The organism is Rhodanobacter terrae, from assembly GCF_042657005.1.
In the GTDB taxonomy this organism is placed as follows: Bacteria; Pseudomonadota; Gammaproteobacteria; order Xanthomonadales; family Rhodanobacteraceae; genus Rhodanobacter; species Rhodanobacter terrae.
The window spans coordinates 144,995-163,552 of sequence record NZ_JBHSNG010000004.1 but is presented as its reverse complement, the minus strand read 5'-3'; the positions used below and the strand labels follow the sequence as shown (position 1 = coordinate 163,552).

Genomic DNA, 18,558 nt, shown 5'->3' with positions numbered 1-18,558 from the left:
GCGCCGGACAATGCCGCGAAGCATGATCCATCGCATGTGAACAAGGCGGCACCCGAGCCACCGGAGGCGGAGCGGTTCGGACGGCTTATTTGCGGCTCAGCTCGCGCTTGACCAGCCAGAGCGTCACGGCAAGCATTTCGTCATGCGAACGGACGGTGGCGACGCGATACTTGCCGTCGACCACGATGGTCGGCGTGCCGTCCACCTGCCACTTCTGGATCAGCGCCAGGTCGCGCTTCAGCTTTTCGGTCGTTTCGTCCGACGTGGCGATGCGCATGAACGCGGCCCGGTCGACGCCCTCGCGGGCGTAGAAGTCAGCCAGTTCGTCCATCGAATTGATCGGGTAGTTCTGGCCGAACTTGGCGGTGAACAAGGCCAGATGAGTGCGGTCGACCACGCCCAGTTGCTTCGCGGCGTAATAGGCGCGCGCATACGGCAGCCATTCGGCATTGAACGGCGCCGGCACCAGCTTGAACTCCGCGCCTGCCGGCAGCTGCTTGCGCAGTTTCTCGGCGACCGGCGCGAACTGCGCGCAGTGGATGCAACCGTACGAAAACACCTCGACCACTTCCACCTTGCCGGCGCTGCTGTAACGCTGGTGCGGCGCTGGCAGGGTCACGTACTCCTTGCCTTCGGTGTACGGAGCGGCGGCACTGGGCTGCGCGGTGCAGGCGCCGGCCAGCAGCAGGCCGCCGAACAAGACGAATACGCGCAGACGGACAAATCGCTTGAGCATGGAGTTCTCTCTTCGCTGTGGGTCGGCTTCAATCAACCGGCTTACTTGCCGGCCGCTTCCTTGGCCACCAGCCACTGGGTCAGCTCGATCGACTGCGCGTAGCCGCCGGCGGAGCTCGTCGTGAAGCGGTACTTGCCGTCGATGATCATGGTCGGCGTGCTGTCCACGCCGTAGGCCTTCATCAGGTCGTCGGCACGCTTCATCTGGGTATTGATCGAGAACGAGTTGGCGACGCCGACGAACTCCTTGGGATCGACACCGTACTTGGCGTAGAACTTCGCGATGTCGTCGATCGTCGGCCATGCTTCCTTCGGCTTGGGCTTGCCGGCCTTGAGGTCGTAGGTGGCCAGTTCGCCGGTTTTCCAGGCAGCGTCGAACATCGCATCGTGGGTCTTGCCGACCACACCCAGCGCCTGCGCCGCGTAGAACGCGCGCTGGAACAACGGCCAGTTCTCGTCCGGGCGGAACGAGGCCGCCAGATAATTCATCACCGCGTTCGGCGGCAGGCTCTTCGCGATCTGATCGGCGGTCGAATGGAAGGCATTGCACGCCGGGCAGGCATACGAGAACACTTCGGTCACTTCGATCTTGCCCGGGTGGCTGGTCGGCTGGGCCGGTTCGATCACGAAGTAGTTCTTGCCTTCGACCCATTTGCCGTTGTCGACAAACGGCGCCGCCGCGACAGGCGTAGCCGCCGTCGATGCGGCACTGCCGGCTGCCGCCGGCGCCGCGCTGCCGGAGGCAGCCGGCGCGGCTGTCGTGGCGTTGGCCGGCGCGGCGCTGCCTGTCGCGGCGGGCGTGGCCGCGGTGCTGCTGGCCGCGGGCGCGGCCGGTTGGGGGCTGCCGCCGGTGTTGCTGTCATGGCTGCAGGCGGCGAGCGCGAGCAGGGCGGCACACAGGAACGGCAGACGCTTCAACATGGCGGACCTCGAAAAGATGGGGCATGAAACCGACAGCGCCGACACGGTGGTCGGCGCGTGAATCGATCAGGGCGTGGCGGCCGGTTGGGTGGTTTCGGCGCTATGCAAACCTTCGACGTAGCTGGACACGGCGGAAATGTCGTCGGTGCTGAGTTTCTTCGCGATCGCCGGCATGATTTGCGATTGCGCATCGTCGCCCCAGGTGGTGCCGTCGTGCCAGGCTTTCAGTGTGGCCTGGACGTACTGCGCGTGCTGACTGGTCAACTGCGGATACATCGCGCCCGGATTGCCGCGGCCATCCATGCTGTGGCAGGCCATGCAGGCCGGGATGCCGCGCTTGGGATCGCCTTGACGGAACAACGTCTGGCCTTTTTCCACCAGCGCCTGATCGGCCACGCCGGGCAGCGGCGTCTTGCTGGCGAAGTAGGCGCCGACATCGTGCATGTCCTGGGTGGACAGAGGTGTGGCCATGCCCAGCATGATCGGGTTCTGCCGCTTGCCGGCCTTGAAGTCGGTCAGCTGGCGAACGATATACCGCTCGCTCTGGCCGGCCAGCTTCGGATATTGCGCGTCGCTGGAGTTGCCGTCCATGCCGTGGCAGGCGCCGCAAACGGCGGCCTTGGCCTGGCCGGCGGCCGCATCGCCCGGCTTGGCGGGGGCTTCGGCGACCGCGGGTGCGGCAGCCGGCGCCGTGCCGGCTGGTGCCGCCGACGTGGCGGCAGCGGCGGGCGCGGCAGTTTTCGGCTGGGCGTCTTGTGCCGTCACCGCACTGGCGGACAGTGCAAACACAAGGGCAATGGCGGACCCAACAACAGCGGGCCGAAAACCAGCGGACCGAAAACTCATACACTTGACTCCCGAGAGACTTGCAAACACTGCCAGGGATTGCGGCCATGCGGCCTGCAACAGGCAGAAACCGCAGAATTATCCCTGTGCCACCATAGCTTGGTCAAACCATTCCCATGTTGAATCCCCTACAAGGCGCGCAGTTCGTGCTCGCTGCGCACCGCATCAGCCAGCTTCCCGCCGATCAGGGCGCCGAGGTGGCCTTTGCCGGCCGCTCCAACGCCGGCAAGTCCAGCGCGCTGAATGCGTTGACCAATCACAAGGGGCTGGCACGCACTTCCAAGACCCCCGGCCGCACCCAGCAGATGGTCGCGTTCAGCCTGCCGCCGTACAAGGATCTACCCGTGCCGCGGGCGCAGGATGCGCAGGAGCGACCGCTACAGGCCCAGGTCGACGACCAGCCACTGTCGGATGTGCGCCTGATCGACCTGCCCGGCTATGGCTACGCCAAGGTGCCGCTGGAGATGCGCGAGCACTGGAAGCTCGAGATCGACGCGTACCTGCATCAGCGCCGCAGCCTGCGCGGGCTGGTGCTGATCGTCGACATCCGCCATCCGCTGAAGGAGTTCGACCGGCAGATGCTGGAGTTCTGCTTCGCTACCCAGCTGCCGTGCCACCTGCTGCTGACCAAGGCCGACAAGCTCTCGCGCGGCCAGGCCACGCAGGCGCTGGCCGCGTTGCGCAAGCAGTTCGCCGCCGAAGGCCTGCACGCCACCGCGCAGATCTTCTCCTCGTCGGCCGGCACCGGCGTGGAGGAGGCGCGCCAGGCGGTGATGACGTTGCTGCGGCAGCCGCGAGAAGGCGCCCATCAAGACCGCGAACGCTGACCTGGAATAGATACAAGAGGATTGCGGCGCTGTCAGCCGCGCACGGATTCCATGAACACCGCGCACAGCGTCTGCATGCCGGAGCTGTCGTCCTCGTCGAAGCGATCGATCACCGGGCTGTCGACATCCCATACGCCGAGCAGGCTGCCGTCGAGCTTGATCAGCGGCACCACGATTTCCGACTGCGAGGCGGCATCGCAGGCGATATGGCCTTCGAACGCATTGACGTCGCGCACCAGCTGGGTCTCGCGCGTCTGCGCCGCGGTGCCGCAGACGCCGCGGCCGAGCGCGATGCGGATGCATGCCGGCTTGCCCTGGAACGGACCGACTACCAGCTCGCTGCCGTCGTACAGATAGAAGCCGGCCCAGTTGAGGTCGGGCAGGCTGTGGTAGATCAGTGCGCCGAAATTCGCCGCGTTCGCGATCAGCTCGCGCTCGCCGGCGAGCAGGCCGCGTGCCTGCTGCGCGAGGTCTTCGTAGTGTTCGCGCTTGCTGGCATACGAGTGGGGCTTCAGTTCGAACATGCGGTGTGTCCGGTGGCAAAGCCCGTATTATGCGCCGAGCGATTATGACGGGGATGCAGCATGGGCTTGGGCGGACAGCGGCACGTGGCTGATACGTCGACCTCGTTGCTCATGCACGCGGCGAAGATGACGGCCGTGTTCATCGCCGGCACCGACACCGGCATCGGCAAGACGCATGCGGCGTGCACGTTGCTGCACGCCCTGCGTGCTGCCGGACACAGCGCTTGCGGCATGAAGCCGGTCGCCAGCGGTTGCGCCGAAACGCCCGATGGCCTGCGCAACGGCGACGCGCTGGCGCTGCAGGCGGCGAGCAGCACGGCAGCGTCATATGCGTCGATCAATCCGATCGCATTGCGCGATCCGCTGTCGCCGCATCTGGCGGCCGCGCATGACGGCGTGGAAATTTCGCTGGCACCGCTGCGTGCGGCATTCGATCAACTGACGGGTACCTATCAAAAAGTGGTGGTCGAAGGCGTGGGTGGCTGGCTGGTGCCGCTGGCACCGGGTCTGCTGGCGGCGGATATCGCCAAGCAGTGGCGGCTGCCGGTGATCCTGGTGGTCGGGCTGCGGCTGGGCTGTCTCAACCATGCGCTGCTCAGCGCACGGACGATCGAAGCCGATGGCTGCCGCCTGCTCGGCTGGATCGGCAACGGCATCGATCCGGCAATGGATGCGCCAGACGAGAATCTGGCGACGCTGCGCGAGCTGCTGCCGGCGCCGTGTCTGGGCGTGCTGCCGCATGGCATGGCGCCGGCGCAGGCGGCGAGCCGATTGGCGGCCGCGGTCGCCGCCTTGGGCTGAGCTTCACATCCGCCGTGCTTGGATGGGCGCCTATCTCATCGCTGGAGGCGCAACATGGCCCGCAATCACTATTATCTTTCGATCGCCGACCTGGCCCATGCGCGTGGCGGCGACCCGCGCTTTGCCTGGGATGGTGCCGGTCCGGACGGCTTTGCCGCCGCGCTGCAGCAGGCCTTGCGCGATGACGGCCTGTTCCGGCGCTGGCGCGCGGTGCAGCCCGATCCGGATGCGGTGAACACCAGCCTGGGCATCTGCGATCCGGCGGCGCAGGTGACGGCGCAGGTCGCCGACCTGCGCACAGACGTCGATCTGCTCACCGATCTGCCGATGAGCGTGGTGCGCCACCGGCTCTATCTGCTGATCGGTTCGGCATGGCAACTGCGCGACATGCGCGCGGCCTGAGCCGGCGTCATGCCGCCGCTGGCGGCATGACGTTTGGGGTTGGAGAAACCGCAAGGGAATGGGTACAGTCGGCAGCTACGACTTACGGTGTCCGGTCACGGACGCGCCATCTAGGGAAACCCGAATGTTCCGTCTCCGCTTGATTGTGATCGCCACCACGTTGGCCCTGGCCGCCTGCTCGCAGCAGCCGAACAGCGCCGCCACTTCACCCGCGGCAACGATGTCGAGTGCCGCACCGGCCGCTACCGCCATGACCAGCAACCCGTTCTTCGCCGCCAGCACCTTGCCGTTCCAGGCGCCGCCGTTCGACAAGATCAAGGACACCGACTATCAGCCCGCGATCGAGGAGGGCATGAAACAGCAGCTGGCCGAGATCGAGAAGATCGCCAACAACCCGCAAGCGCCCACGTTCGAGAATACCTACGTGGCGATGGAGAAGTCCGGCGTCATGCTCAATCGCGTGATGGCGGTGTTCAGTGCGGTCACCGGAGCCAACACCGACGACACGCTGCAGAAGGTGCAGGAAGCCGAGGCGCCGAAGTTGGCCGCACATCGCGATGCGATCTACCTCGACAGCAAGCTGTTCCAGCGCGTGGAGGCGGTCTACAACCAGCGCGACACGCTCAAGCTCGATCCGGAATCGGCGCGCCTGGTCGAAGTGGTCTACAAGAACTTCGTGCACGCCGGCGCCAAGCTGTCCGATGCCGACAAGGCACGGCTGAAGGATCTCAACAAGGAAGAATCCACGCTCGCCACGGCGTTCACCAACAAGCTGCTGGCGGCGACCAAGGACGCCGCACCGGTGTTCGACGACAAGACCAAGCTGGCCGGCCTGTCCGACGCCGAGCTCGCCGCCGCCGCGCAGGCCGCCAGGGACCGCAAGCTGGACGGCAAGTACGTGCTGTCGCTGCAGAACACCACCCAGCAGCCCGAATTGCAGGACTTGAGCGACCGTGACACACGTCAGGCATTGTTCGACGCCTCGTGGAACCGTGCCGAGAAGGGCGACGCCAACGATACCCGCAAGACGATCGAGCGGCTGGCGCAGATCCGCGCCGAGCAGGCCAAGCTGATCGGTTTCCCGAACTACGCGGCGTGGAAGCTGGACGATCAGATGGCGAAGACGCCGGAGACGGCGATGTCGTTCATGGACAAGCTGGCGCCGGCCGCGGTGGCGCGTGCGAAGCGCGAAGCGGCCGATATCCAGGCGCAGATCGACAAGGATCAGGCCGCGCTGAAGCAGCCCAGCTTCAAGCTGGCGCCATGGGACTGGAACCGTTACGCCGAGGAAGTGCGCAAGGCCAGGTACGACCTCGACGAAAACCAGATCAAGCCGTATTTCGAACTCGACGATGTGCTGCAGAACGGCGTGTTCTACGCCGCCAACCAGTTGTATGGCCTGACCTTCAAGGAACGTCACGACATCCCGGTCTATCAGCCCGATGTGCGCGTGTTCGAAGTGTTCGACAAGGACGGCACCTCGATGGCGCTGTTCTATTGCGATTACTTCAAGCGCGACAACAAGAACGGCGGTGCCTGGATGGACAATCTGGTCGGCCAGTCGAAGCTGCTCGGTACCAAGCCGGTGATCTACAACGTCGCCAACTTCAGCAAGCCGGCCGCCGGCCAGCCGGCGCTGTTGTCGTTCGATGACGTGACCACGATGTTCCACGAATTCGGCCATGCGTTGCATGGCCTGTTCGCCGACGAGCAGTATCCGACCCTGTCCGGTACCAACACCGCGCGCGACTTCGTCGAATTTCCCTCGCAGTTCAACGAGCACTGGGCAACCGACCCGAAAGTGTTCGCCAACTACGCGAAGAACTACAAGAGCGGCGAGCCGATGCCGCAGGCGCTGGTCGACAAGATCAACAAGGCCAGGAAGTTCAACTCGGGCTACGGCATGACCGAGCTGGTCGCCGCCGCGCTGCTCGACATGAACTGGCACACCCTGGGCGCCGATGCCCCGCTGCAGGATGCCGACCAGTTCGAAGCCGCCGCGCTGAAGAAGGACAAGATCGACCTCAGCTACGTGCCGCCGCGATACCGTTCCAGCTACTTCCAGCACATCTGGGGCAACGGCTATGCGGCCGGCTACTACGCCTACCTGTGGACCCAGATGCTGGCCGATGACGCCTTCGTGGGCTTCAAGGATCACGGCGGCCTGACTCGCGAGAACGGTGATCGCTTCCGCGCGATGATCCTGTCGCGTGGCAACACCGAAGAGCTGGCGAAGATGTACAAGGACTGGCGCGGCCAGGATCCGAGCATTGAGCCGATGCTGGTCAACCGCGGCCTGAAGGACGCGCCGAAGAAATAGTCGGCGCAGGCCCAATGCGTGAGGATCGGGCCCGCCGTGCGCGGGCTCGATCGTTTCCGGCGGACGTCGAAGTATGCCGTGCATGCCTCGCGCACGTGGAATAATCGAGGCTTCCGACTGGAGCCACCTGCACGTGGACAGCCATCATTTCCTGCGGACCGCGGTGGTGTTCCTGCTCGCCACTGTCATCGCGGTACCGCTGACCAAGCGCTTCCGGCTCGGCGCGGTGCTCGGCTACCTGCTGGCCGGCATGGCGATCGGGCCGCAGCTGCTGGGCCTGGTCAACGACACCGAAGGGGTCGCCACGATCTCCGAGTTCGGCGTGGTGCTGATGCTGTTTGTGATCGGCCTGGAGCTGTCGCCGCAGCGGTTGTGGGTGATGCGCCGCTCGGTGTTCGGGACCGGACTGCTGCAGGTACTGGCCAGTGGCGTGGCCATCGGCGCGGCCGCGTATGTCCTGTTCGGCTTCAGCGGCAAGGCGGCGGTGATCGTCGGCGGCAGCCTGGCGCTGTCGTCCACCGCGTTCGGCCTGCAGATCCTGGCCGAGCGCAAAGAAGCCGGCGCGGCCTACGGCCGCCAGGTGTTCGCGGTGCTGCTGTTCCAGGATCTGGCGGCGATCCCGCTGATTGCCGCGGTGCCGCTGCTGGCCTCGTCGACCGCTCACAGCTTCGACCTGGTCGCGGTGCTGCGCACGGTCGGCGTGATCCTGGCGGTGGCGGTGGGGGGCCGCTATCTGTTGCGGCCGGTGTTCCGTTTCGTGGCACGCGCGGATTCGGTGGAGGTGTTCACCGCCACCGCGCTGCTGGTGGTGATGGGCGTCGCGCTGCTGATGGATCTGGCGGGCGTCTCCGCCACGCTGGGTGCGTTCCTCGCCGGCATGCTGCTGGCCGACTCGGAATACCGTCACGAGATGGAATCGAACATCGAGCCGTTCAAAGGCCTGCTGCTGGGCCTGTTCTTCATCAGCGTCGGCATGTCGATGGATGTCTCGCTGCTGCTGCGCCGGCCGGGGCTGATCTTCGGCCTGGTGGCGGCGTTGCTGGTGCTGAAGAGCGTGCTGCTGTGGCCGCTGGGGCGGCTGCTGGGCGGCCTCAACCGGTCCGACACCTTGCGCATGCTGGTGCTGCTGGCCTGCGGCGGCGAGTTTGCCTTCGTGCTGCTACGGCAGGCGGCCGAGCAACGGCTGATCGACGCCGGCCAGCGCGATGCGCTGGTGCTGACCATCACTTTGACGATGGCGTTGACGCCCCTGCTCGTGGTGCTGGCGGCGAAGGCGCTGAACGTGATGCCGAAAAAACCGGCGCGCGAGTTCGACACCATCGACACCGCGCCGCCGCGGGTGATCATCGCCGGCTTCGGTCGGGTCGGGCAGATCATCGCCCGCGTGCTGCGGGCGCAAGGCATTCCGTTCGTGGCGCTGGAGCACTCGGCCGAGCAGGTCGATTTCTCGCGCCGCTTCGGCACCATCAACCTGTTCTTCGGCGATCCGGCGCGGCCGGAGTTGCTGCGGGCGGCGCAGGCCGACAAGGCCGAGGTGTTCGTGCTGGCCACCGACGATCCGGAGGCGAACCTGCACACCGCGCGGCTGGTGCGGCGGCAGTATCCGCATCTGAAGATCGTCGCGCGCGCGCGCAACCGCCAGCACGTGTTCCGCCTGATGGACCTGGGCATCGACGAGCCGGTGCGCGAGACGTTCCATTCCAGCCTCAAGATGACGCGCAAGACGCTGGAAGCGCTGGGCTTGCCGCACGAACTGGCGGTCGATCGGGTCGAGCGGTTTCGCCGCCACGACGAGGACCTGCTGAAGAAGCAGGCCCTGGTCTACGACGACGAGACCAAGCTGATGCAAAGCACGCGCGACGCACTGGTCGACCTGCAGCGCCTGTTCGAGGCGGATGCCGAGCCCAGCGCGGAGCGCAAGCGCGGGCGCGACCCGGGGGGGCCGCTGGTCGGCGAGGAGTGACCCAGGTCACTACACGGCAGGTTTACGCGGGAATGGAGTAGGTTGCGTCAACCAGCTGTCGATTCCGGCGTTGCCTAGAAACATGCCTACGACTCAACTCCCAGCCCTGTCCGGACCCGTCGTGATCCGCTTTGGCCGGCTCGGCGACACCATTTTGCTGCAGCCGCTGCTGCACAAGCTGCATATGCGCTATGGCAGGCCTTGCCAGTTGCTGGCGCTGGGGGACTGGTCGCCGGCCTTGTATTCGGCGCAGCCGGAGGTGGCCCGGTGCATTCCTCTGCATTCGCAGTACGGTCCGATGTGGATGCGTCCGCAGCGCTGGCGCGCGGCGCTGGCCTTGCGGCGCCTGCGCGGTTCGCCGTTCTATATCTGTGAGCCCGAGTACCGCACGCGGACCAAGGTGCGCCCGATGCTGGCGCTGGCCGGCGTGCCGGCCGAGCACTGCACCTTCATCGAAGACATCCCGTCGATCGAACATGAGCACTGGGTGGACTGGCTGTTGCGCTTCGGCGACACCACGCCCGCTGCATTCCGCGCCAGTGGCGAGCCGGTGGCGGCTCCGGTCCAGGCGGCTGCGCCGCAATTGCGGGTCAGCGCGGCCGAGCGCGCCGACCGCGACGCCTGGTTGCGCGCGCAAGGCATGAGCGGGCACCCGCTGGTGCTGTTGCAGCCGGCCAACAAGCGCACCATGCGCTGGAACGGAATGCGCGCCGCCGAGGACGACGACAAGTCCTGGCCGGCGGAGCGCTGGGCCGCATTGGCGCGTGCCATCAGCCGCCGGCAGCCGCAGGCACAAGTGCTGTTTTGCGGCTCACCCGCCGAGGCCGGCTATCTCGATACCTTGCTGGCGGTCACCGGGGCGGCGTCGTCCGGCATCAACGCTGCGGCCTTGCCGCTCGGCCGTCTCAAGGCGCTGTTGGAGATCGCCCATAGCATGGTCTCGGTGGACACCGGGCCGGCCCATCTTGCCGCGGCCATGGGCTGCCCGCTGGTGGTGCTGATGGGCTCCCGTTCGCCGCAGCTGTGGACCCCGCGCAGCGGGTCCGGAAGTGATGTGGTGGTTCTCGGTGGCCTGCCGGCGACTCGCCGGGTGGACGAGATCGAAACCGCTCAGGTGGTGAGTGCATGGCGCGCGTTGCGCTGGCGCACCGCGCCAGCGGCTGCCGGCGTCGTTGTCGGGAGCGACGCCGGGACGATGACTTACTCGGCTGGCTGCGCCGGTTGACGCAGGGTTTGCCGCACGCTTGGGATCGCGCTGCTGCGGGCGGCCAGTTCGAGCGCGATATCGACGTAGCCGAGTTGCCGCGCCACGTCCGCCGCGGTGCGGCCGAACGCATCGGGAGCTCCGCGGTCGGCGCCGCGTGACAGCAGCACGCGCGCCGGCGGCAGCAGCGCATGCATGGCGCAGGCGTGCAGCGCGGTGACGCCGCGCTGGTCGGCGTGCTCGACCTTGGCGCCGGCATCCAGCAGCAGCGGAACCAGCGCACCGATGTGGGTCGCGTCGCACTCGCTGCCGGGGCGCAGCTGCGCGCCGAGCAACAACAACAACGGGGTCTTGCCTTCGCTGTCCGCCCGGTTGATGTCGGCACCGTGCTTGAGCAGGCCGTCGAACAGGCGGCGGGCGCGCAAGCTGTCGTTGTGTTCGAAGCCGAACTGCGCGGCGGCGTGCAGTGCGCTGCGCCCGCCCGCGTCGACCGCGTTGACGTCGGCACCGGCGTCCAGCAACTGTTCGACGATCTCCGGATAGCCCATCGCTGCGGCCACCATCAACGCGGTGGCATCGTTCGGCAGGCGCTGGTCGGCGCCGACTTCATGTTGCAACAGCAGGGCGACCAGGGCCTCGCGGCGTGCGGCCACCGCGGCGGCCAGCGGAGTTACGCCGCTGTGCGCGGCCAGTGTGGGATCGGCACCGGCGTCGAGCAGGCAGATGGCGACCTCGCGATGGCCGGCGCCGCAGGCGCGCAGCAGGGCCGAGGCGCCCTGGTCGTCCCGGGTGTCGACAGAGAAGCTCAATTCCAGCAGGCGCTGCACGGTGGCCAGTGCGCCGGCGGCCGCGGCGGCCGGCAGGTCGGTCGGGTGCAATGGACGATGCGGCCGCGGCCAGTCGCGCCAGTCCAGCCAGCGCTCCACTGCCGGATGTTCCAGCGCCAGGCCCAGTGGCGTCTCGCCGTTCGCATCGGCGGCCTCGGGGTTCGCGCCATAGGCGATCAGTGCGCGCACCAGCGGCAGTGCCTGCGCACCGTGTTCGAGCGCGGCGAACAATGGCGTGCGGCCATCGCGATCGCGCGTGTTCGGGTCGCAGCCACGCGCCAGCAGAACCTGCAGCAGTCCGGCTTGCGCATGGACCACGGCCAGATGCAGCGGCGTGCGCTCGCGCGCATCCGGGCCGAACGGATCGGCACCACGTTCGAGCAGGCTGAGCGGCAGCGCGGCAGCTTGCACCATGCCGTTGAGGCGCGACAACGCCTGTGCCAGCAGTCCGGCGCCGGCCGGGCTGGCGCCGGACTGCAGCAGGTCGTCCAGCGCTTCGGTCGAATCCGGCAACTGCTGCAGTAACGCGTCGAACAGGCGTCGACCCAGCGGCGGCAGGGTCGGCGCGTCGGCGGTTTCGGCATCGTCGATGTGCGGCGCTTCGAAGCGGGCTTCGGCGTCGAGGCCGTGGTCGAGCAACCAGCGGCGGGCCGCGCCAAGACCGGGCGTGGCCAGATCCAGATACAGCTGCGCCAGTTGCGGCTGCGGCCATTCGCGCACGCGCTCGGCAAAACCCGACACGATCGCCCAGTGGCCGAAACGCAACGCGTCGAGCAGGTGCGCCGGCGTGTCGGCGCCTTCGGCCAGCACGTCCTGGCTGAGGCTGGCCGGCAGCGGCGTGTCCGGATCGAGCAGGGCGACCAGGTCCCAGCGGCCGGCGGCCGCGGCGTGATCCAGCGCGCTGCGGCCATCGCCGCCGGGCGCTTTCGGTTCGGCGCCCAGCGCCAGCAATGCGCGCACGGTTTCGCTCTGCGCGTGCGGCGATTGGCAGGCCAGGGTCAAGGCGTCGCGCCCGTATTGGTCGCGCGCGCGCACATCGGGCTGCGCTTCGGCCAGCAACTGCACGATGCCGCCGGCGCCGGCACGGGCCGCTTCCATCAAGGCGGTGCTGCCGTGTTGATCGGCCAGGCCGATATCGGCACCGGCCGCGCACAGCGCGCGGGCGATCTGCTCGTGTCCTTCGGCGGCCGCGCTCAGCAGCGCATGCCGATGCCGCGCATCCACCGCATTGATCGCGGCGCGATGCTTGAGCAGCAGCTTGATCCCTTCGACGTCGTCGTCGGCGATGCCGGCGGCGGCGACCAGCGCCGGTTCACCGTCGGCAGGCGCCGGCTTGGCACCATGTTCCAGCAGGAATTTCACCAGCGGCCAGTTGGCGGCGCGGCAGGCGGTGGCCAGCGGGCTGATGCCGGCCTTGTTCAACGCGTTGATCGGAGCAGCCGCGTCCAGCAGCATGGCTGCCACGCCCGGCTCGGCGCTGAGCACGGCGCCATGCAGGGCGGTATTGCCCTCCGCGTCGGCAACCAGTGGACTGGCGCCATTGGTCAGCAGGGTCAGTACCGCTTCGGCGCGGCCGTGCCAGCTGTCGCGGGTGGCTGCCAGCAGCGGGGTGATGCCGCCGCTGGCGCGGTTCACGTCGGCGCCCTTGCCGATCAGCGAGCGCAGCAGCCGGGTGTCCGGCAGCAAGGCGGCGAGCATCAGCACGGGGCGCTGATCGCGGTCGTCGGCGGTCGGCGCGGTGTCGGGATCGGCGCCGGCCTCGATCAATGCCAGGGCGCGCTCGATATCGCCGCCGCGGGTGGCGACCAGCAGTGCTTCGGCCTGCTCGGGCGTGCCGGCGGTGCGTTCCTGTTCGCTCAGTACGGGGCGCGGAGCGACCGCGGTACTGGTGGCCAGCGCGGCATGGTCGCCGCGGCGGCGCGGCTGGTGCCGTTCGCACAGCAGCGCGCGCAGCGTGCGGTTGGCAATGATCAGGCAACCCAGCGGCAGCAGCACGACGCCGTAGATCGCCAACGCCGCGATGCGCGGTTCGGGCGGCAGCACGCCGTACAGTCCGGTCAGCGCGATGGCGCCGAAGGCCAGCACCAGCAGCGACAGCGCGGCCGGCAGGAAGTGACTGAAGAAACGTTCCTCATGCGACAGGTGGCGGCCGAACGCGATGCTGCGCAAGGTGGCGGTGAAGATCCACGAGCCGTCGCGCTGGCGCGGATAGGCATCGTCCCAGACGAACACCAGCCCGAACGCCGGCCACAGCCGCCACAGTGCGGTCAGCGCCAGCACCAGCGCCGAGGCGAGGATCAGTGCTGCGCTGAGGCTGGGTGTCCGGCTCAGCTGCAGCATCGGCCACGCCACCAGCACGAACACCACCGCGGCGTAGCCGGTGAACATCACCATATGCGCGGCGCCGCGGCGCAATACGGTACGGCCGAAGTGCGGTTCGGGATCGAAGCCGATCGCGTGGCAGATCGCCGCCATGGTCAGGGCGTTCGCCAGCAGCAGCGGGATCAGCGTCAGCGGGTGAGTGGCCAGTCCGGCGGCGGCGACCGCGAGCAGACCTGGAATGAACCAGGCGAGAGCCTGCATGAGAGGAGGGCGGCGACGCGATTTGGGCTGGGTCATGGGAACAGTATAGAAATCGATGGGCCTGCAGACGGTAACCAAGTGTTAACACCACCGACGCAGCGACGCGGTCACTCGTCCCGGTCATCCCTCGGCGCATGGGTATAGGCGAGATGGTTGGCGGTGGCCAGGGTTTCCTGCGGCGGCAGCTGCAGGTGCCAGCCTTGCATGCGCAGGTTGGCGAGTACCTGCGCGGCGTCCTCGACCGGCAGCTCGCGTTGCTCGTCCAGATGCACTTCCATCACGAAGCGCAAGTCGCCCAGCAGCAGGACTAGCGACTCGGGGAGCACATCGAACGCATCGCGCTGTGCCAGCCACAGATAGCTGTCGGCTTTGCGCACGCTGGCATAGACAGAGCACTGCATGGCGCCACCTCGTGGACGATTTAGGGACTGATCAGGGTAGCAGCGTGGACGTCCGCTTGCCCGCCTGGCGATGCCGGTGGAGGATCGCCGGGGTTCGCACGGGACGCGTATGGCAGCGAAGCGGTGTCTGCAGCATTCGCGCCCATTCGTTAGTTAAATGTTGCGGCTGCACTTGCAACGCCTTGGGCGAGCGGGCAAAGTGCGGCGCAGAGGCTTCAAACGCGCGTATGAATTTTATATTTGTCGCCGACACAGCTATCTACCCGAGCCGCATCACGATAAGCAGGAGCAAGCGATGTCTATGTCTTTCCGTTCCTTCACGGGCGCCGCCCGTCCGCTCGTGCTCGCCGCACTGAGCGTGGCCATTCTTGGCGCACTTGCGCCGGGGGCCGCCAGCGCCAGCGCTTTCCAGCTCAAGGAAAACAGTGCCAAAGGCCTGGGCCGCGCCTATGCCGGTTCCGCCACCGCCGGTGGCGATGTCTCGGTAGTGGTCAACAATCCGGCCGCGATGACCGATCTCAAGGGTACCTACCTGCAGGCCGACGTCACCGCGATCAACTTCAGCACCAAGTTCAGCGGCAGCGGCAACGACGTGCTGGGTCGCCCGATCAGCGGCGGCAACGGCGGCGACGGCGGCACCACCATGCCGGTGCCGGCCTTGTTCTTTGCCACCCAGGTCAGCGACCGCGTGCATGTGGGCGCGGGCCTCTCGGTGCCGTTCGGCTTCCAGACCGAATACGACAAGAACTGGGTCGGCCGCTACAACGCGATCAAGTCCAAGTTCGAGTCGCTCGATGCCACGCTGTCGGGATCGTTCGACGTCACCAGCACCTTCAGTGTCGGCGCCAGCATCATCGCGCAGAAGACCAGCGCCGAGCTGACCAGCGCCATCAACTACAACGCCGTGGGTCTGGGCATCCAGCAGGGCATCGGCGCGCAGACCGCAGTTGCCATCGCGCAGATCCAGGCCGCCGCTGCCGCTGGCCAGATCACGCCTCAGCAGGCCGCCGCGCTGGCCCAGCAGGCGGCGCAGCAGGGCCAGGCCGCCGCTGGCGGTGTCGCCGCCGCGACGCCGGTGGGGTCCGACGGTTTCGCCCGCATCAAGGGCGACGACTGGGCCTACGGCTGGCAGCTGGGCGGCTACTGGAAGGTGACCCCGGACGACAAGCTCGCGCTCAACTACCGCTCCAAGATCAGCCATCGTCTGGCGGGTACGGCCAACTTCACCACCACGCCGGGATACGACGCATTGCTGGCGAATCCCGCGCTGGCTGCCTCGATCCCCCCGTTCTCGCACACCACCGGCACCGCCGACTTCACCACGCCGGCCGTGATCAGCGCGAGCTACTGGCACCAGGCGGAGAAGTTCGGTTTCGGCGTCGATGTGGCCTACACCAAGTGGGACGTGTTCAAGAACCTCACGGTGAATTACGGCAATGCGCAGCCGTCGACCACGGAACAGTTCAACTGGCGCAACACCATCTACGCCTCGATCGGTGGCGATTACTACCTGACCGACAAGGTCACCTTGCGCGCAGGTGTCGCGGTCGACCGCACGCCGACCCACGTCGCCACCCGTGATCCGCGGGTGCCCGACTCGACCCGTCAGATGGCCTCCTTCGGCATCGGCTACAAGGCCAGCGAGCACCTGGAGATCAATGCGTCCTACGCGCATATCTTCGTCAACCAGGCCCATGTGAATACCATGAGCGGCACCGGTGACACGCTGACCGGCAGCTTCGACGACTACGGCAACCTGCTGAGCCTTTCGGCGCAGTACAAGTTCTAACCGCAGCAACGCGCAACGGCTGCAAAAGAATCCCCGCGTGAGCGGGGATTCTTTTGTGCGATCTGGCGGCCGGCCGGGGAGCCGGCGTTCAACCACGCTTGAGCAACAGCTCGAGCACCCGGCGGAAGCGTGCACCGTACGGCGGATTGAGCAGGCCGGCGCCGTTGAAGCGGGCCTGTCGGAATACCGGCTTCAGATGCGAGAACGTGCGGAAGCCGGCCTCACCGTGATAGCCGCCCGTGCCGGAAGCGCCCACGCCACCGAACGGCAGGCTGTGCTGGGCGATGTGGTACAGCGTGTCGTTGAGGCTGACGCCGCCGGCCACGGTGCGTGCCAGCACGCGGTCGACCAGCGCGCGATCCTGCTCGAACAGGTACAGCGCCAGCGGATGCGGGCGAGCAGCTACATACGCGATCGCCTCGTCCAGCGAGTCGTACGGCAGCAGCGGCAGCAAGGGGCCGAAGATCTCCTCCTGCATCACTTCCATGCCGTCGTCGACTTCACTGAGCAATTGCGGCGGCAGCCATCGGCGCGTCGGATCATCCGCAGCCTCGCTCAGCGGATGCACGCGTGCGCCAGCGGCCAGCGCGCTGTCGCGCAATGCGACGAGGCGCTGGTACTGGCGATCGGAAACGATGCTGGCGTACTGCGTGCTGTGTCCGAGCTGCGGGTACAGCCGCGCCGCCACCTGCCGCGCCGCGGCGATGAAATCGGCCAGGCGCGCGCGCGGCAGCAGCACGTAGTCCGGTGCGATGCAGGTCTGCCCGGCGTTGACCAGCTTGCCGAACAGGATGCGTTCCACCGCGTTGTCGAAGCGCGCGCCGGGGCCGATGATGGCCGGCGACTTGCCGCCCAGCTCCAGCGTCACCGGGGTGAGGTTTGCGGCCGCCGCGCGCATCACGTGGCGGCCGACCGCGGTGGAGCCGGTGAACAGCAGGTGGTCGAACGGCAGCGCGGAGAACGCCTGCGCCACCTCGGCATCGCCGGTCACCGCGATCACTTCGTCGGGCTGGAAATAGCGGGCCACCTGTTCGGCGAACAGTGCCGAGAAGCGCGGGGTGTATTCGCTCATCTTCACCATGACGCGGTTGCCGGCGACCAGCGCATCCACCAGCGGACCCACGGCGAGATACAGCGGATAGTTCCACGGCACGATGATGCCGACCACGCCCAGCGGCTGCGGTATCAGCACATTGCGGGCGGGCAGGAAGGCGAGGCCGGCCAGCGAGCGTCGCGGGCGCATCCAGCGTCGGCCGTGGCGCAGCGCATAGCGGACCGCCGACAGGCTGGGGAAGATTTCCAGCAGATCGGTCTCTTCCGCGGGACGCTGGCCGAAGTCGGCCGAAATGGCGGCGGCGAAAGCATGGCGCTGTTCGCGCACCATCGTTTCCAGCGCACGAAGCCGTTTGGCGCGCGCTTCCCACGACGGCATCGGATCCACCGCATGCGCGGTGCGCATGCGGTGCACGGCGGGGATAAGCCCGGCGATCATTGGCTCAGACATGTGGATGAACGCTCATTGTTCGCGGCGGAATTCATCGAAGAACGCGTGATTGATCTCGTAGATCGTCTTTGGCTTCACGCCGATGCCCGCATCTTGAAAAAGCTCGACCAGCTGCTCTCCGTCGATCAGTTCGATTGGCACGACGCCATCGCGTGAGGCTTCGCTCTCGGCGTCATTTGTGAAACGCCCGGTGGTGATGAACACACCTTTTTCCGCACGCCCGAGCAGGGCATTGCGGAATTCGCCCACAGCACCGCGCGAAACGACATCCTTGTAGCGTTTGGCCTGAAATGCCACGCGTAAGCTGACGAATGGACTCAGTCGCAGCAAACCGTAACCGTCGATGCCACCGTCGCGCGAACGTTGGGTTACTTCGACATCCTCGAAGCCGTGTTCGCGCAAGAGGCGCCCGCAGATCAGTTCGAAGCCGTATGGCGGAAGAGATTTGAGAATATCTAGAAGGTCGAGTTCCCGAGACTCTTCCGGAGTCACCGCGTCGGCGGTTTCGGAGATTGGCACGGTGTCGCCTGTTGCACCCTGTTTGCGCAGCGACTGGCTAATCCTTACCCGCCCTAGAAAAATGACTCGTGCTGCATCTTCGTCAAGATGTGCTTTCCAGCCGAGTGGACTCAACGCCCAGAGACCACGTTTGCTGTCGTCCAGCAAACCTTCCCAGACCAAATATTGGCGTGCCCACTGCACTTGATTGTGGAAGCGGTTGGCTCCCGATTTGATGGTAGCTTCGGTGATTTCTGGAGATAGCCGAAGCTCCCGTGCTATCCAACTGGAAACTTCTTTCGGTTTGGCCGAGCCGCCCAGCGCACGCAGGCAATCGAGTAACGGGCCCATCCAGCGGACAAATTCAGTTTGGCCCTTTTTCAACTTCGACATGCGAGACGCTCCATGCAATG

15 protein-coding genes are annotated in these 18,558 nt (G+C 66.8%); 7 read left to right on the top strand and 8 right to left on the bottom strand.

The window, feature by feature from the left end; all coding sequences use genetic code 11:
- Window positions 1-85: 85 nt before the first annotated feature.
- The 3 genes from ACFPPB_RS05910 to ACFPPB_RS05900 all read right to left on the bottom strand — a co-directional run bounded on the left by ACFPPB_RS05910 (window position 86) and on the right by ACFPPB_RS05900 (window position 2,502).
- On the bottom strand, window positions 86-736 hold the full coding sequence (locus ACFPPB_RS05910) for a thiol:disulfide interchange protein DsbA/DsbL (RefSeq protein WP_377325304.1): 651 nt from the start codon (window positions 734-736) through the stop codon (window positions 86-88).
- 41 nt (window positions 737-777) lie between these two features.
- Window positions 778-1,656, bottom strand: a complete 879-nt coding sequence (locus ACFPPB_RS05905; RefSeq protein ID WP_377325302.1) for a thiol:disulfide interchange protein DsbA/DsbL — start codon at window positions 1,654-1,656, stop codon at window positions 778-780.
- Window positions 1,657-1,722: 66 nt separating this feature from the next.
- Window positions 1,723-2,502: a c-type cytochrome gene (locus ACFPPB_RS05900; RefSeq protein WP_377325300.1), complete on the bottom strand. Its 780-nt coding sequence runs from the start codon at window positions 2,500-2,502 to the stop codon at window positions 1,723-1,725.
- 116 nt (window positions 2,503-2,618) lie between these two features.
- Here ACFPPB_RS05900 and yihA point away from each other — a divergent pair, with 116 nt between their 5' ends.
- On the top strand, window positions 2,619-3,329 hold the full coding sequence (yihA, locus tag ACFPPB_RS05895) for a ribosome biogenesis GTP-binding protein YihA/YsxC (protein WP_377325298.1): 711 nt from the start codon (window positions 2,619-2,621) through the stop codon (window positions 3,327-3,329).
- Between the two features lie 32 nt (window positions 3,330-3,361).
- Here the strand turns inward: yihA and ACFPPB_RS05890 are convergent, their stop codons facing one another.
- Complete coding sequence (locus ACFPPB_RS05890) at window positions 3,362-3,853, bottom strand: GAF domain-containing protein (RefSeq protein WP_377325296.1); 492 nt, start codon at window positions 3,851-3,853, stop codon at window positions 3,362-3,364.
- Window positions 3,854-3,979: 126 nt separating this feature from the next.
- Here ACFPPB_RS05890 and bioD point away from each other — a divergent pair, with 126 nt between their 5' ends.
- From bioD to ACFPPB_RS05865, 5 genes are all read left to right on the top strand, one after another.
- On the top strand, window positions 3,980-4,654 hold the full coding sequence (bioD, locus tag ACFPPB_RS05885; RefSeq protein WP_377325476.1) for a dethiobiotin synthase: 675 nt from the start codon (window positions 3,980-3,982) through the stop codon (window positions 4,652-4,654).
- A gap of 54 nt (window positions 4,655-4,708) precedes the next feature.
- The gene (locus tag ACFPPB_RS05880; RefSeq protein ID WP_377325294.1) at window positions 4,709-5,056 is read left to right on the top strand and encodes a hypothetical protein; all 348 of its coding nucleotides are present in this window, start codon (window positions 4,709-4,711) and stop codon (window positions 5,054-5,056) included.
- 124 nt (window positions 5,057-5,180) lie between these two features.
- Window positions 5,181-7,376 carry a peptidyl-dipeptidase Dcp gene (gene dcp / locus ACFPPB_RS05875; protein WP_377325292.1) on the top strand — a complete coding sequence of 732 codons (2,196 nt, stop codon included), beginning with the start codon at window positions 5,181-5,183 and terminating at the stop codon, window positions 7,374-7,376.
- A 133-nt stretch (window positions 7,377-7,509) separates the two neighbouring features.
- Window positions 7,510-9,339 (top strand): monovalent cation:proton antiporter-2 (CPA2) family protein, encoded by a 1,830-nt coding sequence (locus tag ACFPPB_RS05870; protein WP_377325474.1) that lies wholly within the window; start codon window positions 7,510-7,512, stop codon window positions 9,337-9,339.
- Between the two features lie 121 nt (window positions 9,340-9,460).
- Window positions 9,461-10,564 (top strand): glycosyltransferase family 9 protein, encoded by a 1,104-nt coding sequence (locus ACFPPB_RS05865; RefSeq protein ID WP_377325290.1) that lies wholly within the window; start codon window positions 9,461-9,463, stop codon window positions 10,562-10,564.
- Here the strand turns inward: ACFPPB_RS05865 and ACFPPB_RS05860 are convergent.
- On the bottom strand, window positions 10,540-13,989 hold the full coding sequence (locus tag ACFPPB_RS05860; protein WP_377325288.1) for an ankyrin repeat domain-containing protein: 3,450 nt from the start codon (window positions 13,987-13,989) through the stop codon (window positions 10,540-10,542). The genes ACFPPB_RS05865 and ACFPPB_RS05860 overlap by 25 nt on opposite strands.
- Window positions 13,990-14,060: 71 nt before the next feature.
- Window positions 14,061-14,354: a YcgL domain-containing protein gene (locus ACFPPB_RS05855; protein ID WP_377325286.1), complete on the bottom strand. Its 294-nt coding sequence runs from the start codon at window positions 14,352-14,354 to the stop codon at window positions 14,061-14,063.
- A 295-nt stretch (window positions 14,355-14,649) separates the two neighbouring features.
- Between ACFPPB_RS05855 and ACFPPB_RS05850 the strand changes: the two genes are divergently transcribed.
- Entirely contained in the window at window positions 14,650-16,143 is a 1,494-nt protein-coding gene (locus tag ACFPPB_RS05850) for an OmpP1/FadL family transporter (RefSeq protein ID WP_377325284.1), read from the top strand.
- Between the two features lie 88 nt (window positions 16,144-16,231).
- Here the strand turns inward: ACFPPB_RS05850 and ACFPPB_RS05845 are convergent, their stop codons facing one another.
- Entirely contained in the window at window positions 16,232-17,647 is a 1,416-nt protein-coding gene (locus tag ACFPPB_RS05845) for a coniferyl aldehyde dehydrogenase (protein ID WP_377325282.1), read from the bottom strand.
- A gap of 12 nt (window positions 17,648-17,659) precedes the next feature.
- A complete protein-coding gene (locus ACFPPB_RS05840; RefSeq protein WP_377325280.1) occupies window positions 17,660-18,538 on the bottom strand; it encodes a restriction endonuclease in 879 nt (292 codons plus the stop codon).
- Window positions 18,539-18,558: the final 20 nt, after the last annotated feature.